The sequence below is a fragment of the Acidisarcina sp. genome (assembly GCA_035539175.1).
Classification (GTDB): Bacteria; Acidobacteriota; Terriglobia; order Terriglobales; family Acidobacteriaceae; genus JANXZS01.
In genome coordinates, this window is sequence record DATLIY010000007.1 from 73,919 (window position 1) to 99,251 (window position 25,333).

At 58.1% G+C, this 25,333-nt stretch carries 20 protein-coding genes and 1 tRNA gene; 12 read left to right on the forward strand and 9 right to left on the reverse strand.

The genetic code is table 11. The features are described from left to right. Positions 1-108 precede the first annotated feature (108 nt). Complete coding sequence (gene nth, locus VM554_02985) at positions 109-885, forward strand: endonuclease III (GenBank protein ID HVJ07321.1); 777 nt, start codon at positions 109-111, stop codon at positions 883-885. A 32-nt stretch (positions 886-917) separates the two neighbouring features. On the opposite strand, the gene VM554_02990 is transcribed toward nth, so the two are convergent. The 5 genes from VM554_02990 to VM554_03010 all read right to left on the reverse strand — a co-directional run bounded on the left by VM554_02990 (position 918) and on the right by VM554_03010 (position 6,502). Continuing rightward, complete coding sequence (locus VM554_02990) at positions 918-2,447, reverse strand: sugar transferase (protein HVJ07322.1); 1,530 nt, start codon at positions 2,445-2,447, stop codon at positions 918-920. Between the two features lie 507 nt (positions 2,448-2,954). After that, positions 2,955-3,803 carry an ATP-binding cassette domain-containing protein gene (locus VM554_02995; GenBank protein ID HVJ07323.1) on the reverse strand — a complete coding sequence of 283 codons (849 nt, stop codon included), beginning with the start codon at positions 3,801-3,803 and terminating at the stop codon, positions 2,955-2,957. 162 nt (positions 3,804-3,965) lie between these two features. Then, entirely contained in the window at positions 3,966-4,622 is a 657-nt protein-coding gene (locus VM554_03000) for a molybdenum cofactor guanylyltransferase (GenBank protein HVJ07324.1), read from the reverse strand. Further along, positions 4,619-5,989 carry a dipeptidase gene (locus VM554_03005; protein ID HVJ07325.1) on the reverse strand — a complete coding sequence of 457 codons (1,371 nt, stop codon included), beginning with the start codon at positions 5,987-5,989 and terminating at the stop codon, positions 4,619-4,621. The genes VM554_03000 and VM554_03005 overlap by 4 nt, the downstream gene beginning before the upstream one ends. A 156-nt stretch (positions 5,990-6,145) precedes the next feature. Continuing rightward, entirely contained in the window at positions 6,146-6,502 is a 357-nt protein-coding gene (locus VM554_03010; GenBank protein HVJ07326.1) for a rhodanese-like domain-containing protein, read from the reverse strand. A 110-nt stretch (positions 6,503-6,612) separates the two neighbouring features. Here VM554_03010 and VM554_03015 point away from each other — a divergent pair, with 110 nt between their 5' ends. Genes VM554_03015 through VM554_03025 form a run of 3 tightly spaced genes read left to right on the forward strand, consistent with a single transcriptional unit; the run spans position 6,613 to position 10,565 of the window. Beyond that, positions 6,613-8,016 (forward strand): sigma-54 dependent transcriptional regulator, encoded by a 1,404-nt coding sequence (locus VM554_03015; protein HVJ07327.1) that lies wholly within the window; start codon positions 6,613-6,615, stop codon positions 8,014-8,016. A 12-nt stretch (positions 8,017-8,028) separates the two neighbouring features. Continuing rightward, positions 8,029-9,939 carry an ATP-binding protein gene (locus VM554_03020; protein ID HVJ07328.1) on the forward strand — a complete coding sequence of 637 codons (1,911 nt, stop codon included), beginning with the start codon at positions 8,029-8,031 and terminating at the stop codon, positions 9,937-9,939. Then, positions 9,936-10,565, forward strand: a complete 630-nt coding sequence (locus VM554_03025; GenBank protein HVJ07329.1) for a hypothetical protein — start codon at positions 9,936-9,938, stop codon at positions 10,563-10,565. The genes VM554_03020 and VM554_03025 overlap by 4 nt, the downstream gene beginning before the upstream one ends. Positions 10,566-10,573: 8 nt before the next feature. Here VM554_03025 and VM554_03030 read toward each other — a convergent pair whose 3' ends face one another. Continuing rightward, on the reverse strand, positions 10,574-11,533 hold the full coding sequence (locus VM554_03030; protein ID HVJ07330.1) for a UDP-glucuronic acid decarboxylase family protein: 960 nt from the start codon (positions 11,531-11,533) through the stop codon (positions 10,574-10,576). Further along, positions 11,534-12,991: a UDP-glucose/GDP-mannose dehydrogenase family protein gene (locus VM554_03035; GenBank protein HVJ07331.1), complete on the reverse strand. Its 1,458-nt coding sequence runs from the start codon at positions 12,989-12,991 to the stop codon at positions 11,534-11,536. Between the two features lie 366 nt (positions 12,992-13,357). Here VM554_03035 and VM554_03040 point away from each other — a divergent pair, with 366 nt between their 5' ends. The 8 genes from VM554_03040 (at position 13,358) to VM554_03075 (ending at position 20,077) form a co-directional block, all read left to right on the forward strand. Next, positions 13,358-14,044, forward strand: a complete 687-nt coding sequence (locus tag VM554_03040; GenBank protein HVJ07332.1) for a response regulator transcription factor — start codon at positions 13,358-13,360, stop codon at positions 14,042-14,044. A gap of 60 nt (positions 14,045-14,104) precedes the next feature. Then, the gene (locus VM554_03045) at positions 14,105-15,253 is read left to right on the forward strand and encodes an alpha/beta hydrolase-fold protein (protein HVJ07333.1); all 1,149 of its coding nucleotides are present in this window, start codon (positions 14,105-14,107) and stop codon (positions 15,251-15,253) included. Positions 15,254-15,274: 21 nt separating this feature from the next. After that, the gene (locus VM554_03050; GenBank protein HVJ07334.1) at positions 15,275-15,991 is read left to right on the forward strand and encodes an HAD hydrolase-like protein; all 717 of its coding nucleotides are present in this window, start codon (positions 15,275-15,277) and stop codon (positions 15,989-15,991) included. A gap of 129 nt (positions 15,992-16,120) precedes the next feature. Then, complete coding sequence (locus VM554_03055; protein ID HVJ07335.1) at positions 16,121-17,089, forward strand: aldo/keto reductase; 969 nt, start codon at positions 16,121-16,123, stop codon at positions 17,087-17,089. A gap of 151 nt (positions 17,090-17,240) precedes the next feature. Then, a tRNA-Leu gene (locus VM554_03060) sits at positions 17,241-17,326 on the forward strand. Between the two features lie 64 nt (positions 17,327-17,390). Further along, positions 17,391-17,693: a preprotein translocase subunit SecG gene (secG, locus tag VM554_03065; GenBank protein ID HVJ07336.1), complete on the forward strand. Its 303-nt coding sequence runs from the start codon at positions 17,391-17,393 to the stop codon at positions 17,691-17,693. A gap of 226 nt (positions 17,694-17,919) precedes the next feature. Next, positions 17,920-19,155, forward strand: a complete 1,236-nt coding sequence (locus tag VM554_03070) for a multiheme c-type cytochrome (protein ID HVJ07337.1) — start codon at positions 17,920-17,922, stop codon at positions 19,153-19,155. Beyond that, on the forward strand, positions 19,142-20,077 hold the full coding sequence (locus VM554_03075; GenBank protein HVJ07338.1) for a hypothetical protein: 936 nt from the start codon (positions 19,142-19,144) through the stop codon (positions 20,075-20,077). Before VM554_03070 ends, VM554_03075 begins: the two co-directional genes overlap by 14 nt. 116 nt (positions 20,078-20,193) lie before the next feature. On the opposite strand, the gene VM554_03080 is transcribed toward VM554_03075, so the two are convergent. Beyond that, positions 20,194-22,239, reverse strand: coding sequence for a DUF4965 domain-containing protein (locus tag VM554_03080; protein ID HVJ07339.1), 2,046 nt, complete (start codon positions 22,237-22,239; stop codon positions 20,194-20,196). 221 nt (positions 22,240-22,460) lie between these two features. Beyond that, the gene (locus tag VM554_03085) at positions 22,461-25,241 is read right to left on the reverse strand and encodes a glycoside hydrolase family 78 protein (protein ID HVJ07340.1); all 2,781 of its coding nucleotides are present in this window, start codon (positions 25,239-25,241) and stop codon (positions 22,461-22,463) included. Between the last annotated feature and the right edge of the window lie 92 nt (positions 25,242-25,333).

Below are 25,333 nucleotides of genomic sequence, written 5' to 3' on the forward strand. Positions count from 1 at the left end.
TTGAGTATAAACGAGAGTATTCAACGCACGGTCACGTGTTCTCGCCGCTGCCTTCTGACGCGACGCGGGACGTGGAAAGCCAGACAGAATCGATTAGGATAGAGGCCCATGGCAACCAGGAAAACCGCATCGCTGAGCACCACGAAGAACCGGCCCGCGTCGCCCAGGACAACGGCAGCCAAGCCCACAGCAAAAACCGCCTCCGTCAAGCCGCGGACAAAGTCCTCCTCTCAATCGGATCTGGCGCCTGAGCGGATTGCCTCGATTCTCAGGATCCTGGAAGAGACCTATCCTGGGGCTGAGTGCGCGCTGCACCATCGCAATGCATGGGAGTTGTTGGTAGCGACGATTCTCTCGGCTCAGTGTACCGATGCCCGCGTCAACATGGTTACCCCCGCGCTCTTTCGCAAGTTTCCGACGCCCGCTGCCTTTGCCGCTGCTTCCCTGCCGGAGATCGAGGCCGAGATCCGCTCCACGGGCTTCTACCACAACAAGGCAAAGTCCATCTCAGGCGCAGCCAAACGGGTGATGAGCGAGTTTCACGGCAAGGTTCCCCGCACCATGGAGGAGTTGTTGACGCTTCCCGGTGTGGCTCGCAAGACGGCCAACGTCGTGCTCGGAGTGGCCTACAAGCAAGCCGCCGGGATCGTCGTGGACACGCACGTTCTGCGCCTATCCATGCGCCTGGGTCTGACGCACAACACGGTCCCGGCAAAGGTGGAGCAGGATTTGATGAAGATTATTCCGCAGGATCACTGGATCGCCTTCTCGCACGAGATGATCCACCATGGCCGGGAGATCTGTATCGCGCGAAAGCCGCGTTGCGCGGACTGTCCGCTGGAACCACTCTGCAACTCAGCGGACAAGACCTGGAGTACACACTAGGAGCAGCAAAGATGAGGCAGGACTGGCCGCAACTAGCTGCCAGTCCCGTGAACGACAACCGCTACCGTGCGAATCAGGATCTTGATATCCAGCCACAAGGTCCAGTTCTCGATATAAGCGGTATCCAACGAAATATAGCTATCGAAGGATGGATCCTGCCTCGCCTGTACCTGCCACAAGCCGGTGATGCCTGGGGTCACATCCAGACGCCGCAGATGGCTTAGTTCGTACTGTTTCACTTCACTGGCCAGCGGAGGACGCGGCCCAACGATGCTCATATCGCCACGCAGTACGTTGTAGAACTGCGGCAACTCATCGAGCGAGTACTTCCGCAGCAGACGCCCCAGGCGCGTGATCCGCGGATCGTTGGTGATCTTGAACAGGACGCCGTCCCGCTCGTTCATATGCAGGATATCCGCACGGCGACGCTCCGCATCGCGCACCATCGTACGAAACTTCACGCATTTGAAGACACGGCCCTTTTTACCGATGCGCTCGGAGCGATAGAAGATCGGTCCGGGAGAATCCAGCTTGACGCCGATCGCAATCGCGGTTAGCAGCGGTGAGATTGCCAGCATGGTCGCGGACGACAGCACGACATCCAGCATCCGCTTTAGGAAGTACCCTATCTCATGTGCCTCACCGCGATGCAGCGGGATCGTGGGAAATTGCCCCACGTATTCCACTTCGCTGTTCCAGGCCAGGCCGTCGTAGAGATCCGGAACGACACGTATATCGACACCGGCATTCCGTGCCTGCGCCACGATGTGCTTTACCAGGCCCCGTTCACACGGACTGGCAACAAATATCTCATCAACAAAATGTTCCCGTGCCAGATCGAAGACGTGATCCACTCCGCCCAGGACTTCACCGCTCATCGAAGGAATGTCGAGATCGACTCCCGGGACATGGATGTATCCCTTGAAGGTGTAACCAAGATGCCGAACGCTATCGATGTGGTGGCGAAGCGCCTGGCCGATTCGCCCGGTTCCGATGATCAGAATGTTGCGCGTCTCCAGGCCCCGTTCAAACCGGCGGTAAAGGATGGCACGCCATCCCAGGCGGCGCACGCATAGCGCAGCGGTGGTAAGCATGATCATCAACAGCACCAGCGTGCGCGAGATAACCTCGCCATGCACCAGGTACAAGCTGCCCGTCAGCAACAAGCCGGCCGTGAAGCAGGCCTGCATGGTCATCCGCTGCTCATGGAAGGTACTGGAAATCCGCAAGGGCTCGTAGAGATGGTAACGACGGCTGACCAGCACAATGGCCGCGATAAACCATATGAGATAGCCCAGAAGCAATGTCAGAGGATGATGAAACGAGGGCAGATTCGATGCCGAAGAATGAACCGCGTGCAGCCCCTGTCCTAACCCGCCAAAGGTCACTTCAATCGAGACCATTAACGCAAACAATACAGTCACCACGTCGGTGAGCACCCACAAGACCATCGAAGCACGCGTGGAACGTGCCGCTGCAGCCACAGCCCTGCTGCGGTTCTGCGAGTCGTTGGTCTCCGGGGCCTTCACCGTCAGACGTTGTAGAAACTCTGAAGTAGCCATGAGTCGTGTATTTGACCTTATGTTCCACTCTCTAACGGACACTGCAAACTAAAGTCACAGGCCCGTTGGAGTGTCACACTCTGGTGGATGATGCGTTGAATTCCGAAGAATGCTTTTTGCAGATTAAGTAGGGTGCAGTGTCGCAGGTACCCGTCTTCAGGCCGCAGCGGTATTCCACACTACCGCGTACCTGAAATTGCGGGTGAACCATTGTTCTACGCGTAGCAGTCTGCGAAGAACTTTGGCGGCAAGCCTGTCACATTTCTCTTGAGGCAAGCGGTACAAATCCCAAACGCTCGCGCTCATGTTTCCCGTGGGGTGTGTTATGAACTGACAGTAACGCTTATTATAACAGCGCCGCTCATTCATTTTTTAGTATTCCCACCAGTGATGGTTACGAAAACACATCGTTTCCAACGAATACTTTCTGCTTCTAGAATCCACTGACTGCGGTAATACGGCAAGCAAAAATTCGGTGAAGATACGGAAGTTGTAGAGGACCTACGTTTACCCCTGAGGTACCTCAAGTGCATCCAGATCAAGGAATTGCCGTACTACTGGATCCTGAGAAGCTCGAAATTCATCCAGCGTTCCAAAAAACCATGCCTTCCCTTGATTCAGAAACAAGACCCTGTCCGCCAACCGCTCTGCGAACCGCGTATCGTGGGTTACTACGATGCTCGTTAATCGTAACTGATGCTTCAACTTTTGAATTAGGTTGCCTAGCAGCCGAGCCATAAGCGGATCGACCATTGTCGTCGGCTCGTCGTAGAGAATCGCTTCCGGCTGCGCAGCCAAAGCCCGCGCGATTGCAACCGATCGCTTCATCCCAGTAGACAGGTCCGAAGGCAACTGATCTGCCATCCCCGAAACTCCCACCATGTCCAAGAGGCCATTCACCACCTGGTCGATCTGGTCATCTTCCAGTTCGTGGCGCTCACGAAGCGGAAATGCGACATTCTCGCCTACAGATAGCGAATCGAACAATGCCCCATTTTGAAACACCATGGTCACTTTCTTTCGCAACACCTGCAGTTGCTTCTCATCGAAATGTGTGATGTCTTCTCCCGCAACATAGATGCGTCCAGAGTCGGGCTTTAGAAATCCCATGATGTTTTGCAGCGAAACAGACTTCCCCACCCCGCTGCGCCCGAGTATGCAAAGTGTTTCACCTTGTCCCACGCAAAAGCTCACGTCATCCAGAACGTGCAGGTCGCCAAAAGATTTGTAAACGTGTTCGAAGGCAATGTAGGCAGAGCTCGCAGCATCCTTCTTCGCCAGGTGCGTCTCCACCACTAGCTTTGGAATATCGCGAACCGTCTGATCGCCGTCTCTTGACGAATCGGCAATCGGCACGTCCGCATCCGGTTGTTCGCCTTGCGGTATCGAACTCAGAGGCTTCTCCCTAAGGATGGAATGTTTATACGTAACTGTTGATGGAGAAAACAGACGATCCAAAGAACAGAGTAAAGGAACAGAGTATTGGATGCCGCAGCGCCGCGGCAAAGTTCGCTATTCTCAGCTTGCTGCACAGTTCTCCAGATCAACCGGGCGGTTCAGATTCTCAAACCATCTACCGATGCGGTCTCCCGTCTCAATACCGGCAAAGTGACCCGCCGCTGCCAGCGTTTCTACGTGGAAGAAGTCCATGCAGCCCCCGGAACAGCCTTCCTTTGCCACTGCGGCTTCGATAGCACGAATCGTTCCATAGTCTCCCGTCATCAGCCGCTGTTCCAACTCCGGCAGAAGCGCACGGTGATAGATGGCGATGAGCGGCTGCGGCATGCCGCCGACCGCTGGCACCGTGGCCAGCGCTCTGGTCTGCGACACCCTGCGGACCATCCACCGCAGAAACCCCGCAGGCAGCAGCGGCACATCTACTGGCTGGAATAGATTCCAGTCAGTGGATGTGGCCTTAAGCGCGGCGCAGATGCCCCCCAGCGGCCCGCAGGATGCCTGTAGATCGGGAACCACTGGCGCAAAGCAAGTCAGGTCCGGCCTATCGCCCACTATGCGCCGCGACTCGGTTACAGTGCCGAGATTCCTGAGCGCCAGTTGAACCAGCGGCATTCCGTTAAAGTCCAGCAGTGCCTTGTCCTGTCCCATTCGGATGCTGCGGCCGCCGGCAAGGACGAAGCCTTCGACCTCCAGCAAGCCTGCATCCCGTGGGGTCATCTTCCCGCTTCCTCCAAAAACAGAATCAGCGAGTCAATGCCGCGGTAGAAGTTCGCAATGTGGAATTTTTCATTCGGAGCGTGCAGGTTGTCGTCCGGCAGACCGAAGCCCATCATGACGCTGGGTATGTGCAGATGACGCTCGAAGTCACCAACAATGGGAATCGAGCCGCCCGAGCGAATAAATACCGTATCCTTCGCCCACACCTCGTGCATCGCTTTCTGCGCGGCCTTGACGTAGGGATTGTCCGTTCCCACAACAATCGGGTCACCGGAGTGGATCAGGCGCACCTCCAGCTCAATTCCCTTCGGCCGCAGGGACTCCACATATTTTTTGTAGAGTGCGAAGGTCTCCTGCGGCGTCATGTCGGGCACCAGGCGCATCGAGATCTTGGCCACCGCCCTGGCCGGGATCACCGTCTTCGCGCCTGCGCCGATGAAGCCTCCAGGCATGCCGTGAACGTCCAGCGTCGGCCGCGCCCAGGTCCGCTCCAGCACGGAGTACCCTTCTTCTCCCGTCAATACGCTGGAGCCCACCTCACTCTTCCGGTAGTGCTCTTCGTCGAAGGGCAGGCTCTTCCACGCCTTCAGCTCGTCGGCACTCGGTTTTGCAACCTTGTCATAGAATCCGGGAATCAGGATCCTGCCGTTCGCGTCCTTCAACTGCGCGATGATCTGCGCCAGCGCAATAAACGGATTCGGTGCGGCGCCGCCATACATCCCGGAGTGCAGGTCGGTCTTCGCTCCACGCGCTTCGATCTCGGTGTAGATCATGCCGCGCAGCCCTACGCAGAGCGTTGGCAGATCGGGAGCGAACATCTCGGTGTCGGAGATCAGCGCGAAATCGGCCTTCAGCTCGTCCGGGTGCTCCGCGACAAACTTGGCGATTGCCTCGCCGCCCACCTCTTCCTCCCCTTCCAGAATCACGCGAACATTCAGAGGCAGCTTCCCGTCAGCCTGCAAGAGAGATTCCAGGGCCTTCACGTGCATGTACATCTGGCCCTTGTCGTCCACGGCGCCGCGGGCATACACGTTGCCGTCGCGCACGGTCGGCTCAAAGGGAGGAGTGTGCCACTCTTCCAGCGGCTCTGCGGGCTGCACGTCGTAGTGGCCATAGCAGAGGCAGGTGGGCTTGCCTTCCGCGTGCAACCAGTCCGCATATACCAGCGGATGACCTGCGGTTTCGATCAGTCTCACGTGCTCCATCCCAATGCGCTGCAGCTCTTTCACGAGCATCTCCGCCGCATGGCGAACATCCCCCGCATGCTCTGGCAAGGTAGAAACTGAGGGCACGCGAAGCAAGGTGAAGAGTTCCTGCAGAAAGCGATCCTGTTGGGTATGGGCGTAGGCAACTGCTTTTGATGACATCGGTAGGGCTTCCTCTCCGTCGAAAACGGCAAATGAATCGGCGCATCCACACAGCCGAACTAGAGAGTATAAGCGTTGCGGAGTAGAAGCGCTGCGCCAGCGAGCCTGGTCACAGGAACTGCGAAGCAGACCTGACGCATCCGCAGGATCGGCCGCTCAATAGCGAGGAACCTTGGGGTCCACCAGTCGCGACCAGGCATCGATTCCTCCCTGCAACGACTGCGTCTGCTCGAATCCTTGGTTCCTCAGCCAGACTGCCACGTTCATCGATCGCACCCCGGCGTGGCAGATGGTCACAATATGACTCTCCGGGTCGATCTCCTGAAATGCGCGGCTGGGGACCTCGCCCATGGGCATCAAAATGCTGCCTTCAATACGGGCGGTGGCATATTCCCAGGGTTCCCGCACATCGAGAAGCACCAAACCGGGTGCATCGCCCTCGGTTCGCGGGTGGGCATTGCCGTCTGTCAGGAGCGTTTTCAGCGCCGGTGCGTCTATCTCATAAGGGAGCATTGTGCCAGAATATACCGAGCCCGCTCCCGAATCCTTCCCCGCGGCGCCCCAAAAACGATACTTTGCAGGGTTGACGTGATACAAAAGGGGATTGGTGCGTAATAGGGTCTATGTCAACACAAGAGAAAGTCCTGATCGTTGAGGATGAAATGCATGCCCTGGTCGGTCTTGCCGAGCTGGTCTCGGGATGGGGCTACCGTACGGAGACCGCCCGGGATGGGATCGAAGCGCTCGACCTGGTAGCCTCCTGGACGCCGGGGATCGTCGTTACCGACCTCAAAATGCCCCGTATGGACGGCATTCAGTTGCTTGAGCGGCTCAATGAGCTGCACCAGAACTTTGCCGTCATCGTCCTTACTGCCCAGGGCAGCATTGAGCGTGCGGTCGAAGCGATGAAGATGGGCGCCTACGACTTCATCCAGAAGCCGGTCGATCCGACGCGTCTGCGCACCATTCTGGCTAATGCAAGCCGCCAGCGCGACACCGAGCGCGAGCTGGAGGTTACCCGGCGCAAACTCCGCGATACTGGCATTCTCGGGCCTCTTGTCGGCTCTTCCCGCAAGATGCAGGAGGCCTATGCTCTTATCGAGCAGGCGGCTCCCAGCAATGTATCTGTTCTCATTACCGGTGAGAGCGGTACCGGCAAGGAGCTAGTCGCCAGGGCCCTGCACGAGCTCAGCCCCCGCAAGCTCAAGCCTTTTGTTGCCGTAAACTGCGCCGCCATTCCCGAGACGCTCATCGAGAGCGAAATCTTCGGCCATGAGAAAGGCGCCTTCACCGGGGCAATGGAGCGCCGTGCGGGATGTTTTGAACTGGCCGAGGAAGGAACCCTTCTGCTGGACGAGATCGGCGAGATGCCCATCGGTACGCAGGCCAAACTCCTGCGCGTGCTAGAGGAGAAAAAGCTGCGCCGCCTCGGCAGCAAGATGGAAACCTCGATGGACGTCCGCGTGCTCGCCGCCACGAACAAGAGCCCGGAGGAGGCCGTCGCTTCCGGGGAACTGCGCGGTGATCTCTACTACCGCCTCAACGTCTTCAACATTCATATGCCTCCGCTGCGCGAGCACAAGGACGATATTCCCGCCCTGGTCGAGTCCATGCTCAACGATATGAACAAGAAGCACGATTGCAACGTCAGCGGCATCGATCCCGAGATGCTGACCCGGCTTATGCAGTACGATTGGCCCGGCAATGTGCGCGAGTTACGGAATACAATTGAGCGTGCCGTTATTCTGTGCAAAGAGGGCTATCTGACAACGCACCATCTGCCCCCGAGCTTCGGCAAGGGTGTGCGCATGCCCAGCAGGGATTCAGGCCCGCTCAATAGTGTTTCGCTCGAAGTTGGCACTACGGTGGACGAAGCAGAGAGACGACTCATCCTCAAGACGCTGGAGTCGACCCACAATAACAAAACAAAGGCCGCCGAGATACTCGATATTAGTTTGAAGACCCTGCACAACAAGCTCAAAGAATACGGCAGCTCCACCGCGAACAGTGAGACGGTTGAAGGATAGCCGACGTCTGCCATGCGTCTTAAGACCAAGCTCGTAGTAGCCATCACCGGCCTCGTATTTCTGGTTGCTGGTGTGCTTTCGATGCTGTATCTCACGGAACTGCTCCGTCAACAGATCTCGCAGTCCTATCAAAACACCGATCTCGTGGCGCACCAGGTTCTCTTCGCCACCCGCCATGCGCTGGAGACGGGGATGACCAGGCCTCCAGAGGATCTCAACGATCCGGCATCCCTCCGGATCGCCGTAGCCAATACCCTGCGACGCGACGAGGGGCTGAGCGCTTTGCTGAGTTCGGTCATCCGCTACTCCCCGACGGTCTTCGACGTCTCCATTGCCGACAACGATAATCGCGCGTTCACCAGTACCGACCCGGGCGCAATCGATACCATTCTTCCCTCTCGCCCTCTTTATATTGACCTGCGCGATGGCAATGTAATCCGGCTTTTATCGACGGTCTTTGGGCCTCCCCGCGTCTATGACGTGGTTCTTCCACTGGGCCGTGACGGTCAGCCCTTCGCCACCGTGCACGTCGGAATTCGCACCACCTTTCTGCGAAATCTCTTCCAGCCGTGGATCTCCGCCGCCATCGCCTTTACGGGCCTCGCCATCCTGCTTTCGCTCCTGGCCTCCGCACTGGTTGCCAACCTGGCGCTCCAGCCGCTGGAGGATATCAGTATCCGGCTCGACGCACTCGACCGCGCAGAGGCGGAAACCGCCGGCGAACTGGAGGCTCCGCGCTCCGGGGATGCCGTCGTCCTCGTCTCCAACAAGATCGAAAAGCTTGGCCGCCGCATGCGCAACGTCGAGGAGGTCTTTTCTGCCCTGAAGGAAAACCTCGACCAGATCCTGACCAATTTGCAGGACGGCATCATCCTCTTTACACGCACCGGACGCGCCGTCCTTGTCAGCTCGTCGGTGGAGCGCTTCCTGCTCCGGGGACGGGAGGACATTCTGGGTGCCGAGGTACGCGAGATTTTTGATGGCGAGAGCCTCCTGGGACGCACCGTGCGCGAAGCCTTCGATGGCGGAATCGCCCTGGTCCAGGAGGAGATCACGACTGAGACCGACAGGCACATCGAGGTTTCGCTGGACTTTATCCGTGAAGAACATGCCTCTCCCAATTCCTTGGGTGCCCTGTTAACGCTGCACGACCTCGAATCCGTCCAGGAGATCGAGAGCGAACTGGAACTCTCGCGGCGCATGGCTGCCATTGGGCGCCTCACCTCCGGCGTTGGCCACGAGGTCAAGAATCCCATCAACGCGATCGTGGTTCATTTGGAACTGCTTAAAAATAAACTGGATAGCTCCGACGCACGCGCCTTGCGCCACCTTGAGATCATCGAGAGCGAGATCCAGAGGCTGGATCGCGTCGTCCAGACCCTCGTCGACTTCTCCCGCCCCGTCGAACTGCGCCTGCAGGAGAGCGACCTGCGATCCGTGGTTACATCGGTTCTGATGCTGGCCTCGGCCGAGATGGAAACCCGTAATGTCAAAGTAGTTAGCCGCGTGCCTGAGCGGCCAGTGCTCGTCAAGATCGATACCGATCTGGTGCGCCAGGCACTGCTGAACGTTATTCTCAATGGGGCCCAGGCCATGTCCGAGGGCGGAGTTCTCGAGGTCCGCCTGGTCGAAGATGGACGTACTGCCATGTTGAGCGTCCGCGATGAAGGAGAAGGAATTCCCGACGATCTCCTGGAGAAGATTTTTGACCTTTACTTCACCACAAAAAAAGAGGGCAGTGGTATCGGTCTTGCCATGACATACCGCATTATCCAGTTGCATAATGGGAGCGTGGATGTTGAATCCGTGCCAGGTGAAGGCACAACGTTTACACTTCGAATTCCGCTAAATAATCCGGTCGAATCGAGGCTGCGCGGACACCTTGTCGGCACGATAACGCCATCCGTGGAGCCCCAGGCATGAAGCAGGCAGGCAAGATCGTCCTTATGGCTCTTTCCCTTGCGCTGCTGCAGGGGTGCGCCTTCAGAAAAGCCAAGACGAAGCCTCCCATTGCGGCCCAGGCTCCCACGACTACCGATCAGGCGGGAGTCATGTACCCGTCGCCCTTTCCGCAAACAACTGACGCGCCGCCGACTACTCCCGAGCCGACGAAGCCGAAGGTAGCCCCGCCCCCTCCACCATCCCCGAAGCACCAGGCAAGCACACGGAAGAAGACCTCCGGAGTGAGAGCCAAGTCCAAACCCTCGGCGGCCAAGCCGATGGTGCCGAACTCGGCGGAGCCTGCTTCCGCGCCGGTTCAACAAGCCGCGGTCGAGCCTTCCGGAGTCTCGCCCATCGGCCAGCTATCCAGCGGTGAAGGTGCCAATGGAGCGCAAAAACGGCATGACACCTCGGATCTGATCAGCAATACGGAGCAGGGACTGAACGCAATCAAACGCGCGTTGAATACCCAGGAGCAGGAAACCGCGACACAGATTCGTACCTATCTCAAGCAGGCCAAGCAGGCACTCACCGTCGACGATGTTGATGGAGCCTCCACCCTGGCGACCAAGGCGAAGGTCTTGCTTGAGGAACTGACCAAGTCATAGATAACTGCTCAGGCATTGGAGCTGGCTGCGGTTTTCGGCGGTTCTACGTGCTCGCGGAACCAGGGAAGCATCAGCTTCAACCCTTCCTGGAGATCGATTTTCGGTGACCAGCCGAGCACTTCCCTTGCCCGTGTAATGTCAGGTTTGCGCTGTTTGGGATCATCCTCGGGCAATGGCTCGAACCTGAGATTGCTGATCGCTCCAGTCAGCTTAAGAATCTCCTGCGCACATTCGATCATGGTGAATTCTTCGGGATTCCCGATATTCACCGGCCGGTGTTCGCTGCTTTGGGCCAGCTTGAGAATGCCATCGATCTGGTCGGAAACGTAGCAGAAGCTGCGCGTCTGGGTACCGTCTCCATAGATCGTGATGTCTTCGCCCCGCAGCGCCTGCGACATAAAATTCGAGATCACCCGGCCATCCTGCATCTGCAGCCGCGGGCCATAGGTATTAAAGATCCGCACGATATGGGTATCCACCCCGTAGTAGCGGTGATAGGCCATGATCAAGGCTTCGGAAAATCTCTTCGCTTCGTCATACACCGATCTTGGGCCGATCGGATTGACGTTGCCCCAGTAACTCTCCGGCTGCGGATGAACATGAGGATCACCATAGCACTCCGAGGTGGAGGTGTGCAGAAAGCCTGCATCGTAGCGACGGGCGATCTCCAGCGCCTCACGCGTCCCAGCGGAGCCCACCATCAACGTTTCGACACCATAGGTCATGTAATCCACGGGACTCGCGGGACTCGCAAGATTGAATACGTAATCCACCTTCCCTACGTCGAACGGAAGCGTAATGTCCTGCTCTAGGAACTCGAAGTTCGCGTTCCTGGCCAGATGGGCAAGATTTTCTTTGGTTCCCGTCAGGAAGTTGTCGACTCCTACGACCTGGTGTCCCATGGCAAGCAACGCATCCACCAGATGCGAGCCTAGAAAGCCTGCCGCTCCTGTGACCAGGGCACGCATCTAAATGACCGCCTTGTTGATGAAGTTTGGCGCCGGTTGCGGCTCATAGGTTGGCCGGCCAACGCTCAGATACGTAAAGCCGAGACTCGCCATCTGCCGCGGATCCAGAAGATTCCTGCCGTCCAGCAGGATGGGATACTTCATCCGCCGCTTAATGTCGGCAAAATCGAGTTGCGTGAACTCCTGCCAGTCCGAAAGGATAATCAGCGCATCCGCCTGGTCTGCAACATCCGCAGCCTCTTCCACGAACGACACATCCTGACCGACAAACAGGGGTCGGGAATTCTCCATTGCCGCCGGATCATAGGCTACGATCGAGCAACCCTCCACCAGAAATGCCTGCACCATCCGTATCGCCGGAGATTCGCGGATGTCGTCCGTACCGCCCTTGAAAGACAGTCCAAGCACCCCCAGCTTCTTCTTCCGCAGTGTCCATAAGGCGGAGCGAACCTTGTGGAGGAAACGCTTTTGCTGGTTGTTATTGATTCGCTCGACATGCTCCAGCAAGCCCAGATCGAGCCCCATCTCCGCACCTACGGCGCGAAATGCCTTTACGTCCTTGGGGAAGCAGGATCCGCCATACCCCAGGCCAGCCTTCAGGAAGTTTCGCCCGATTCTTCTGTCGGACCCGATCCCATTCGCGACTTCGCCGATATCCGCGTTCGCCGCCTCGCACATATTCGCCACGCAATTAATAAAGCTGATCTTCATCGCCAGGAATGCATTCGACGCATGCTTGATCAGCTCGGCGCTCGCCGGGCATGTCCGCAGGAGCAGCGCGGGAGAGGCCTGGCTGCAGTCGCCAGGGACGCTGGTGTCCTGGTTGTAGTACTCGCCGGAGGTCAGGGGGTGATAGATGCGCTCCATAATCGCGAAGGCCCGGTCGCTGCTTGTGCCTATCACTATCCGGTCAGGATGAAGGAAGTCGCCCACTGCCGTTCCCTCGCGCAGAAACTCGGGATTGGACACAACATCAAACTGGGACTCCGGGACCTGGTTGCGGCTCATGATGCGCGCAATCCATCCGCTGGTGTAGACCGGGACGGTGCTCTTTTCCACGATCACCTTGTAGTCCGTCATCGTGCGCGCGATCTCCGCGGCCACCGACTCGACATACGAAAGATCGGCATCGCCGTTCTCCGTGGACGGAGTGCCAACGGCGATAAAGATTGCCTCGGACTCCTCAACCGCAGAAACCAGATCCGAACTAAAAGCCAACGACTTACCGCTATGCCGCGCCAACAGCTCCGGCAGCAGGTCCTCATGGATCGGTACATGTCCCTGCTGCAAAGAGGCGACCCGCTCCTCGTCATTGTCCACGCACACAACAAGATGTCCCAATTCGGCAAAACAGGCTGCAGCAACAAGCCCGACATAACCGGAACCAATGACCGCAATTCTGACCGGTTCCGCCGCCTGTGCCCCGGAAGCAGCGGAGAAGTCGAAAACGTTAGACATGCATTTCCCTCAGGATGAATTCTTTACACGAATCCTTTACTGCCAATTAAGACACCCAAGCAGTACCATCAAGTTGCCTCTGTTTAACAATCCGGTGCTTCCCCGGTTATGAGAAATTGGACCTACGATGGTCCTTTTGCTGCCATCAGTCTACCCGCAAAGTATTGCAACCCTCAGGGAAACTTCGCTTCTATTGCCTATCAAGCTAACCCCCGTCCCATGCGAGTCAAATATCTTTCGTGGTAGTTCCTTTCGCGACTCCAGATGCCATAATGCCGTTAGTTTGCTGCAGTCCTGGAGCTCATTGAAGCGGCATACATGTAACCAGACACCACAAATCATCACCACGCAGAGTTGGGTTCACGGATGGGCGATACCCCTACCAGGATAGTGATCGCGGACACGGGCCAGGCAAATTGTGAAGCTCTGGGGCGCGCACTGGCGCGGTACCCTGATTTCCGGCTCGTTGGCTATGCATTCCATACCTCGGACCTGCTCAGGCTCGCTATCGACCACGATGCTCACATTGCCGTCGTCAGGGAGAATCTGAACGAAGGCCGCCGTTCTGGCCTTGCCGCGATTCAGCAACTGGCACGCTCCCACCCGGAGACCCGTTCCCTGCTGCTCGCCGAAAGCCTCGAACGCGACGATGTCGTCAGCGCCTTCCAATCGGCAGCCCGCGGAATTATGCAGTATCCTGTGCCCGATCTCGACATGCTGGCAAAAGCAGTCAAGCAGATCAACAACGGGCAAATATGGGCCAATAGCCTGCAACTGCAATATCTCGTGGAAACACTCTCGCAGATCAAGCGCTCCCCGATCGTCACCGCCGACGCGGAAGCACTCCTGAGCAAGCGTGAGCAGGAGGTCCTCATGCTTCTTGCCGAGGGCTTTAGTAACAAGGAAATTGCGGCTTCTCTCCACGTGAGCGAACACACGGTAAAGAATCACCTCTTCCGCATGTTTGAAAAGCTCGGTGTCTCCAGCCGCATGGAAGCGGTTCTGGCCGCTTTCGGTTCTCCTGCGTCTCTTCCCCGGCCCACAATTCAGTAACACGCTAAGTCGATGGATGGCCTTCGCTCCAGAAGCGAATCCCTGTACACTGGCGTGTCTATGAAAACCACCGTGCTTCGCCCTTCCTGCTTTGCCGCGCTGGTCGTGGCAATGTTTGCGGCCCTCCCGGTCTTCTCGCAGCAGCCACTTGCTCCTGTCTCTCCTGAAGTGCACCCCGATCACACTGTTACCTTCCGCCTGCTCATGCCCAACGCGCAGAAGGTCTCTGTCAAGCTGGAGACGGCACAGAACCTTCCGCTTACAAAAGATGCCGAGGGCCTGTGGAGCGTGACGACGCCAGTCCTGGAACCGGATCTTTACGGCTACGTCTTTGACGTGGACGGCACGCTGGTTGTAGACCCGCAAAATACCAGCTACAAGAGCAACCTGCTCTCGCCGAGCAATCTGCTCGATGTGCCCGGAGATGTGCCTCAGCCTTGGGACAGGACGGATATACCGCACGGAGAACTGCATCACCACTTCTACCACTCGGCCGTGATCGGCGATGATCGTGACTACTTCGTCTACACGCCGCCCGGCTTCGATGCCAGGGCAAAGACGAAATATCCGGTGCTCTACCTGTTGCACGGATTCAGCGATGACGCCAGCGGCTGGAGCGAGGTAGGCAAAGCCAATTTCATTCTCGATTCGCTGATCGCACAAGGCAAAGCAAAGCCGATGCTCGTCGTGATGACGCTGGGCTATGGCGTTCCGAACTACGCCTCGCATAACAGCCACAACTTTGATGACCCTGAACTCACGCAGCACAATGTCGACAAGTTTCGCGATGCCCTGCTCACCGAGGTAATACCCCAGGTGGAGCGCAGCTATAAGGTCTCCAGCGACCGCAAGGACCGCGCCATCGCCGGCCTCTCGATGGGAGGCTCCGAGTCACTCTATACCGGGCTCAACAACCTCGATAAGTTTGCGTGGATCGGCTCCTTCAGCATGGGCGGCCTGACCAATGGCGTGGCCAGGGATAATTATTCGCAGATCTTTCCTGCGCTCAGCGCAAAGGACGCAGACCGCATCAAGCTGCTGTGGATCGCCTGCGGCACCAGCGACCATCTGCTCGACTCCAACCACAAATTCATCGCCTGGGTGAATGCGCAGGGCATCAAGCCGACAACCATCGAAACGCCCGGTGCACATACCTGGATGGTATGGCGGCGCAATCTGACGACCTTTGCTCCGCTTCTCTTCCGCTAGAGTGCGCTAAGCTGGAGGTGGATGACTGCCTTCGCTCATCGTTCTATTTCGCGCCAGACGCTCCTTATGGACGCGGACGATACGCTATGGGAAAACAACATCTACTTTGAGCAGGCCATCGCCTCCTTCATCACCTATCTCAACCATCACAAGTACACGCGGGAGCAGGTGCGCGAGGAGCTTAACCGCGCTGAACGGGAGACCATCCGCGAGCACGGCTATGGACTCACCAGCTTTCGCCGCTCCCTCGTCGCCTGCTTTGAGCACCTCAGCACCGAGCCGATTACCGAGGAGAAGCACGCCCGCATCCTCAGCTTTGCCCAGGCCATCGCCGATCGCGAGATCGAACTACTCGAGGGTGTCCGCGAAGCTCTGCCCAACCTCGCCTCGCGCCACCAGCTCATCCTGATGACCAAGGGCCACCGGACCGAACAGGCCGATAAGTTCGCCCGCTCCGGCATCTCCGAATACTTCTCCGCAGTCGAAATTCCCCGGGAGAAGGACACCGCCGCCTATGTGGATGTTTGCCGCCGGCACAACCTGAACTACGCCAATACCTGGATGATCGGCAACAGTCCGCGCTCCGACATTAACCCTGCGCTCGCGGCCGGTCTCCACGCGGTGCTGGTGCATCATCCGCATACCTGGATTCTGGAACATGAAGCAGTCAATCCTGCTCCTCAAGGCCAGCGCTTTCTGGAACTCTCCGGCTTCGCATCCCTGCTCGAACACTTCTAGGACGCTCTCCACTCCCATTTCCCTTCTTTGATGCGGTAGAAAATCGATGTAATACCTCATCACGGCATATCGAAGCCGCAAGACAACCTCCGCCGCCTCTGGCAAAATAGTTTGCAGGAGCACATGAGCATGGAACGACGCGATTTTCTGAAGCAGAGCGCAATCGTCGCAGCGGCCGCTGCGGCATCCAGCAATGTCCCTGATTCGCTGGCAGCCTCCACCAACACACATGCCATCGCACGCCGCAAGCTCGGCAAGACGGGCGAGAGCCTCTCCATCATCGGTATGGGCGGAATCGTGGTCAAAGACGCTGAGCCCGGCCACGCGAAAGAGATCGTCGCTGAGGCAGTCGATCGCGGCATCAACTACTTCGACGTCGCACCCAGCTATGGCAATGCGCAGGAGCGCCTTGGCCCCGCTCTCGAACCCTATCGCAGCAAGAGCTTTCTGGCCTGCAAGACCGATGCCCGCGATAAAGAAGGCGCACGCAAGGAACTGGAAGACTCCCTGAAGCTGCTCAAGACCGATCACCTCGATCTCTACCAGTTCCACGCACTCACCAAGATGAAGGACCTCGACCAGGTGCTTGGCCCTGGCGGCGCGATGGAGACATTTGAAGCCGCACGCAAGGAAGGCAAGATCCGCTTTATTGGTTTTTCGGCGCATTCCGTGGAAACAGCCCTCTCCGCCCTGGACCGCTACAACTTCGACAGCATCCTCTTCCCGGTAAATTGGGTGCTCTATTCGCGCGCCAATTTCGGGCCGCAGGTGCTCCAGCGCACACAGGAGAAAGGCGTCGGCGTCCTCGCGCTGAAAGGAATGGCCAAGACGACCTGGAAAGCCGACGAGCGGAACAATCATCCTCAGCCAAAATGCTGGTATCAGCCTGCGGGCTATCCTCAGGAGGCTTCCCTCGGCCTGCGCTGGACGCTTGGCCATCCCATCACTGCCGCTGTTCCGCCGGGAGACGAAACCTACTTCCGTCTTGCCATGGACGTGGCGCAGAACTACAAGCCACTCGATCCCGCAGAGGAGCAGGCGCTGCTCGCACGCGCACCTGGGGTTGAGCCAATCTTCCATCTAGGAAATTCTGTTTAGCAGAACAATTCGTGCCGCTCACGGTCTCTGATCGGCGTGTACACATTGATTCGTGGAGGTAGAACAAACTGAGCCGTTACTGTGCAGTAGCGCGCGCTTTGGATTCTTCGAGTTGCTTTGCTATACTCAGCTACGGATCGTTCCACGAATTGCGGAAGTGGTGAAATTGGCAGACACACCATCTTGAGGGGGTGGCGCCCAAAAGGCATGGGGGTTCAAGTCCCCCCTTCCGCACCAACGAACAACCCAACCATTTTCCGGGTAAAGCACTCCGGCTGAGGTCTTTCAAAGAAATATCCGCATGAGCTATCTTCTAGGTTTCGTCATCGTGATTCACGTCATCGTCTCGCTCTTTTTGATTGGCGTTGTCCTGCTGCAGCAGGGCAAGAGCGCAGACCTCGCCGGTGCTTTCGGCGGTCAGGGATCTCAGACGGCCTTTGGCCCACGCGGCGCAGCGAACCTGCTCACCCGGCTGACGACCTGGTCCGCGGTCATCTTCACCTGCACCTCCATCAGCCTGACGATTTTGATGGCGCGCGCGCACGGATCGCACTCCGTGCTGGAAGGTACCACCACCTCGGCCCCGGCAAAATCCGGCAAATAGCCGTCAAATCACCGCAAAGCTACCAGGGCAGGCCTTGAGCCTGCCTTTTCTATTGCCCTGCCTTCGTTTTTTTTAAAAAAAATACCTGTTTGTGCTCAAAAATAAATGTCTGTCTGTGACTTTAGTGCTGTCCTCTCACATCTCATTTTTATTATTGTGAGCAAGCGGCTGCGTCTCTCTTGACCGCAGCTTTCAAAACCAGTCTTATTTGTCTCGAGGCCCAGGAATGTCTTTTCGCTCGATCTTTGTCGCCGTGGTCATCGCCTTCGCGCTTATCCTTTCTGCGTTTTTCCTGAATCGTCAGCGCCCCAAGGCCGAGGTTCAACAGCCCACCGCCGACTTCGTTCGCGCCTCGGGAAAGTGCGCCGAGTGTCATGCGCGTACTCAGTACTCCATCGTGCATGAATACGAGATGAGCGCCCATGCCAAGAAAGGCATCAACTGCCTGGACTGCCACCAGCCCGCGCAGGGCCAGCAGAAGCAGGATCACCACGGATTTGTGATCAGCACGCACCTCACCGCGGGAAACTGCCGCAGTTGCCATGAGGGCATCTACCAGGAGTTCCTCCACAGCCGCCATGCCGCACCCTCGTGGGCGGCTATCTATGGCGAAAAGGGGCTTTCGCCCGAGCAGGTCAATTTCTCCGAGCAGTACCAGCCCGGCGGCACGCGCCGCCCGCCGCATCCCTTCGTCACCGCAGAGGGCAACTCCGCCATGAAGAGCGGCTGCGAGCAGTGCCACTCCGTCGGTAAGCCCAACGACGATGGAACCATCGGCACCTGCACCAACTGTCACTCACGCCACACCACCTCGGTTGCGCTTGCACGCCGGCCCAGCACCTGCGGGCAATGCCACATGGGGCCGGATCACTCCCAGATCGAGATCTATGACGAATCCAAGCATGGCGTTATGTTTGCTGCGCAGGAGCATCTCCTCAACCTCGATGCCGAACCCAAATCGCTGACCACCCGTGATATGTTCGTGCCGACCTGCGCCACCTGTCACATGAGCGGCATCAATGGACTCAAGGTCACGCACGATCCTTCGGAGCGTCTTTCCTGGTATCTGGCAGATGCGGTGAGCCAGAGGCGGCCCAACTATCTCCGCGCCCAGGCCAACATGCAGCAGGTCTGCCTGCAGTGCCATACCAAGAGCGTCGTCGATCGCGTCTATGCGCAGGGCGAGCAGGTTATCAGCAACACCAATGCTCACGTGCTGGCAGCCAAGGCCATCGTCGATGGTTTGCGCAAGGACGGCATCATTACCGGTCCTCCCTTCTCCAGCCCGGTCGACTTCCTCTACTTTGATCTGTGGCACTACGATGGACGCACCTCCAAGCATGCCGCGTATATGGGAGGCGCCGACTTCGTTCAGTGGCACGGCAACTACCCCATGCTGCAGAAGACCATCCAGTTGAAGCAGATGGACGCGGAACTGCGGAGGCAGCATGCCGGCAAGTAACTGGCTCAGCCGGCGCTGGCCCCTGCTGGCCAATCCGCGCATGGCCTGGATCTATGACGCGCAGTTGTGGGTGGAGCTCTTCGTCACCTCGAACCTAGCCGTGCTTGCCGCGGATATCTATCTTGCTCACTCGGTCAACCGGTTTCGCAAGCCTGCCGAGTACATTCCGCTCTACTTCTCCATCGCGGCGCCGGTGCTGCTCGCCCTCTGCATCGCGCTCAAGTGGGTGTGGCATAAAACAGCGCCGTGGCGGGATGTCGGGCATCTCATCGGCTGGGTTTCGCTCCTTATCGGATTGACCGGAGTCGTCCTGCATCTGCAGAGCCACTTCTTTCTCGAACGTACCCTCCGCAGTCTGACCTATGCGGCCCCGTTCGTCGCTCCGCTTGCTTATTCGGGACTCGGTTTCCTGTTGCTGATGAACCGGCTCGTCGATCCCCGCAGCATCGATTGGTCCCGCTGGGTCATGTTCCTCGCGCTGGGAGGCTTCTTCGGCAACTTTGTCCTCTCGCTGACCGACCACGCCTCCAACGGCTTCTTTGCAAAGACGGAGTGGATCCCGGTCATCTCCAGCGCACTTGCCACTGGCTTTCTGCTCGTGCCGCTCATGATGCCGGTACGCCGCCGCTTTCTCGATCTTTGCATGGGAGTGATGATCCTTCAGGCGCTCGTCGGAATCCTTGGATTCTGGTTTCATCTTCAGGCGAACCTTGTTGCTCCCGGCTCCAGCATCTTCGATAAGCTGGTCAACGGAGCGCCGCCCATGGCCCCGATGCTCTTTCCTGACCTGGTCGGCCTGGCACTGATCGGAATCGTCAACCTTGCTTCCCATCTGCCTGCAGAGGAATATTCCTGCCTGTCGGTTGCCATCGACTGGTTCCAGCAGCAACGCAACCTTCCGGACTCCGCCGCAGAGATCTAAATGCGGTGGGGGCAATCGCCCGAGTGTACGATGCGGGCGTTCCACAAAATAAGCTTTTAAAATAGCGAGGCCTCTTCGGATTCGAAGAGGCCTCGCTGCATTCCGCACTGTTCGGCTTACTGCCTTGCACGTCCTTGCCACTTCGCAGCGGTGTCCTTATCGGCCAACGCCTTGATGTACACTCCGCCTACCACCGAGCGCGCCTGGAAGCCGATCATCTTTCCTGACTTCGTGTCGTACCAGTCGGTCAGCGGAACGCGGCTTGGCGTCTCGTTGATCCACTTCGGAATCGGCGCAAACAGCGTCTGGAAGTGCTCCGGAGTGCTGGCCAGAGTCGCCGTCCACACTTCCCAGTCCAGCTTGGTGTAGGTTTCGCGACTATCCAGCGGCAGCCCATATTCATTCATGTGCTTCTCGTAGAAGGCAATCTCCGTCTCACGAATTTTTGCCGGAAAAATGTTCAGCCCCAGCACCTGATCCCACACCAGGTTGTACTTCTGGCTCCATGTGCCGGGTTTGTCGAAGGCCAGCTTGTAGTGGTCCCCATCGATGGCCAGTTGCTGCCACTTCGCGGCCATCTCTCTCGCTGCCTTGCCATAGTCCTCCGCAACAGCGGCCTTGCCCAGTGCCCGCGCCATCTGCGAGTAGGCCGCCAGTCCGTCAATCGCCTTGATGGAGAGGTTCGCGTTATGCGCCAGGTGCCCGGCGAAGTCGTCCGTCGATAGCTGGTTCTCCGGATCGAGTCCTTTTTGACGCACATATTCCGCCCATTTGGAGAGTAGCGGCCAGTACTGCTCCGCGACGTGGTAGTTCCCTTCCGCCTTGCCCAGTGCCGCTACCAGGATCAGCATGTTTCCGCTCTCCTCCACCGGCATCTGATTCTCTTCCGTGCGCTCGCCGCCGCCGTACACCTGCCCGTTCGCCAGCGGATACTGCCCCAGATCGTGCGGAGCAAAAGGCCACCGCCAGCGGGGCAGATTGGCGTAATCGAGCACGGGCTTCAACTGCGCCTCCAGCAGACGCGGACTCAGCAGCAGGAAAAACGGCGCCGAGGGATACAGCACATCCACGGTTGCAATACAGCCATTGCTGAAGTTCTCCTTCGGGAAATACGCAGGCGATCCATCCAGGTCGGCAACCAGCTTGTGCGCGGCGAGTGTCTGCCGATAGGCCAGCACTGCCAGATCCGCATATCCCTTGCCGCCAACCCGCTCCAGATCCGCCGTCAATTCCGCGTCGAACTTTGCCGCGCGAGCGTCCAGGGCGGAGTATTGCGCCTCCGCATCCGTCAGCATGGACTGCACGGTCTGCCCATTCCGCTGCCAGTAGGGATGCAGTTTGCGATTCATCAACTCAATCGCAAAATCTTCCGTATAGGAGAGCAGTACGTGGCGCTGTTGCGCCTCTGCCCCGACGCTGCCCAGATCGAACTCCACCGCCAGCCGCGCCGCTCCATCGCGAGGCTGCTTCGGCATCTCCATATCGTCATCCGCCGGCAGCCGGCCGGATTTCGCAAACTCTTCTATCGCTGCATCCGAAGTCGCCAGCGTGGCATGCTCGCTGTCCGGCACGGCCAGATGGAAGTAGCCCCAGTCGATGCGCAGATTGTCGCCGGAGCGGTTCAGCATCTTCTGCTCCCGCGAGCCAACGTTCAGCACCGACAATCCGCCTGCGTGAGAGCGCCCCCACACCACTTCCTGGTCACTGGAGTTCACCGCTACTCGCGAATCCACGTCCAGGTTGAGCGAGACCTGGTGGCTCGTCGCCTCCGTCGATTTGACCTGCCAACTCAGATACGTCACCGGCCGCGAGAGAATGTCGAGATCCTGGGCCAGTGCGGGGGTGAAGAACGTCAACGTTACCTCCACTCCACTTCCCGCAAAGGTGTAGATCGTATGCGTCGGCGTCATCCGCAGAGAGGTCTGTGCCAGCGCGGGAACGTCGCGAGGCTCTGCTCCCATTACGCGATACGGTTTTCCGTCGATGCGAACCAGCCCGGCCAGCGGTTGCTCTGCTCCCGTCCAATGACGCGTATTTCCGTCCGTCAATTTGTCGTTCATGGACCAGATGCTGAAGTAAGGATCGTGTGCCACCAGCGGTACCGCGGGAGGCCGCTGCTGGGCGGAGAGAGATCCCACCCCAGCAGGCAACAAGATTGCCATCGACAGCAGGAATTTTTGTAAACGATTACAGCTTAGCGTCATGGATTCCCTCTTTTGATCGTTTGGAAGCCTCGTCTGGGGCATTGTCTTCACGCGCAGAAACACCCGTGAATCAATCCACGACGAGTACAAATACCTGTTTTTTCTTTCGTGAAAACGATACCGAAAAAGCAGGAAAAAGGACAGCCTCCCTTTCTCCTGCTATCTGCGCGGTCCTCATCTTACTTGCGAGCTACGCCGCCCAGGTTTTGTGTGACAAACGTATATTGACCCGAGCCTACTTCGTAGACGGCTGCTCCCGCTTCCGCCCTCACAAATTTCACATCCGCCTGAGCAGAGGCGAGCTTGCCGTTCACCTTCACCCCATCGGCCGATGCAGAGGGTACATATACCGTCGCTGTCGTATTCACGGGAACCGTCACATCCAGTGTCAGCCGCGATCCATCGCGCTTCCACGACGAAACGATCTTTCCATAAGGCGACAGATGCGAGGCGCGAACAAACGACAGCTTCTCCACCGTCGAAGGCCGGATGAGGAAGTGCTGAAAGCCCGGCTGCACTGGGTCTGGCTTGATTCCGGCAAGATCCTCATAGAACCAGATATTCAGATCGCCCACCAGCATCATGTGATTGCCAGAGTTCATCTCCGGATTCGCTGTATTCCCATTCCACAGCTCCCACACGGTTGTCGCTCCCTGCCGAACCATGTAGCCCCAGCTGGGATAGGTATCCTGCGCGGCAATCTCATAAGCGAGATCGGGCCGCCCGTTCTCGGTAAGCGTCCGCATCAGAAATTGCGCGCCGAGCAATCCCGTTCCAACGTGTCCCTTGTTCTGCTCCTCGATCTTCTTTACCAGTTGCTCGAAGACCGCACTGCGGGCACCGTCGGGAACCAGCCCAAACGCCAGCGGCAGGATGCTGGAAGTCTGCGAATCGTTCGCGTACTGGTTCGTCTCCGCATGGAAGTATTTGCGGTTGAAGGATACTTTAAGGCGGTCCGCAAGCTCGTTGTATTCCGCCGCATCCTGCGGCTTGCTCAACAAGGATGCATTCTCCGCCATCAGCCGCGCCGCGCTGTAGAAATATGCCGTCGCCAGCAACGACCCCTCCGTCTTCCTTAAGGGATCCTTTGAGTGGATCAGATCGGGTGACTCTGGCGGGACACACCAGTCGCCATAGGTGTCCTTTGCGGTGATGCCCTCCTTCACGAACGACTCCATGCGCGTCATCCACTTCTGCATCGCCGGATAGTCGCGCTCGATACTGTGTTTGTCTCCGTACTGCTCGTAGAGCATTCGATGGATGGACAGGAATGCGTATGGCCAGGTCACATCGTCGTTGTAAACACTCCAGTAAGGAGGCGCAACATCGGGCAAAGCTCCGTCAGCACGCTGTGAATCCGCCACATCCGTCATCCACTTGGAGTAGAGTGCCGAGACATCGAAGAGATACGACTCTCCCAAGCTGGATGCTCCGCGATCGCCCAGCCAACCCTGCCGCTCATCGCGCTGCGGGCAGTCCGTCGGCATACTGCGATAGTTACCCTTGGCTCCCCACAGAATATTGTGATGGATGCTGTTGAGCAGCTCGTTCGAAGTGGTGAAGTCGTCGATCGGAGTCATGTCGTCGTGCACCACCTGACCCGTCAGCGTCGCCAGCGTGGGCTTGCCCGGATAGCCGGTCACCTGCACGTAACGGAACCCGTGATACGTGAAGCGAGGCTCATAGACCTCCGTTCCCTCTCCCTTCAGCGTGTAGATATCCTGGGCATTCGCCGAGCGGAGATTCGCTGTGTACAACGTTCCATCCGGCTTCAGCGTTTCGGCGTGAGCCAGCGTGACCGCTGTCCCTTTTGGCCCAGACACCGTGAGACGCGTCCACCCCACCATGTTCTGCCCCATGTCGAAGATGTAGACGCCGGGGGCAGGCTCGCTGATCGCCTTCGGCTTCAGCGTCTCTGTTACGCGGATCGGAGCGATCTCCTGCGCCGCCAACACTCCTGCCGGAGGCGTGACCAGCTCCGCAGGCCGCCAGGCAGAGTCGTTGAACCCAGCGGTGTTCCAGCCCGTCTGCTCCTTCCGCGCGTCGTAGCGCTCGCCGTCATATTCATTCTGCGCGGTAATCGGGCCATCGGCCGTCAGCTTCCAGCTCTCATCCGTTGCGATGGTCTCTGTGCTGCCATCCGCATAGGTCACATCGAGTTGCATCAACAGCTTTGGAAATCCGAAGTTTTTGTCTTTCGGCCGCAGCGCGTAGAAGCGTCCGCTGCCCAGCATTACGCCAATCGCATTGGCGCCCTGTTTCACCTGGGAGGTCACATCGTAGGTGCGATAGTAGACCCGCTTCTCGTAGTCGCTCAGCGCGGGCGCGAGCACCTCGTCGCTCACCTTCCGGCCGTTCAGCGAGAGCTCAAAGATGCCGAGTCCGCTGATATATGCGGTTGCCTGCTTCACCGGTCCATGGGCGTGGAACTCCTTGCGCAGCATGCGCGCCGGCAAGGTGCGATGTATTTCGTCCCCAATCCGCTGTTCCGGCGTCGCTTCCATGTCCAGCCCGATCCACTTCGCCTTCCAATCGGTCTCGCTCAGCAACCCCATCGACCAATGTGCCGGCGCACTCCAGTTCGAGGCCGCGCCCGACTCATCCCAGGAGCGGACCTTCCACCATGCAGCCTCGCGAGACGTCAGCGGCTTCCCCGCATACTGAATCTGGATGGAGTTCCCGGACGCGACTTTGCCGCTATCCCACAAATCTCCCTTGTCACCCTGGAGCGCCTCTTCGCTGCCCGCAACCAGGATCTGATACGCGGTCTGCTTCTTGTTGTGCGCCTTGGTATCCGAAGACTCCAGCAGCCAGCTCAGGCGTGGTGCGGTGGCGTCGATCCCCGCAGGGTTGGTTAGGGATTCACACTTGAGATCGGACGGCAGCAACTGGGCGACCGCTGCGGGAGCAGCAACAAGACAAGCCAGCGCCAACGTAAACCAGCCAGCAGGGATACGCATGGACAAATTCCTCCATTTGGGAAAGGTTTCAATGCTGAAATTGCGTCGCCAAGGAGTGTAATACACTTTCGTCCCAACGTATCGCCATCAAC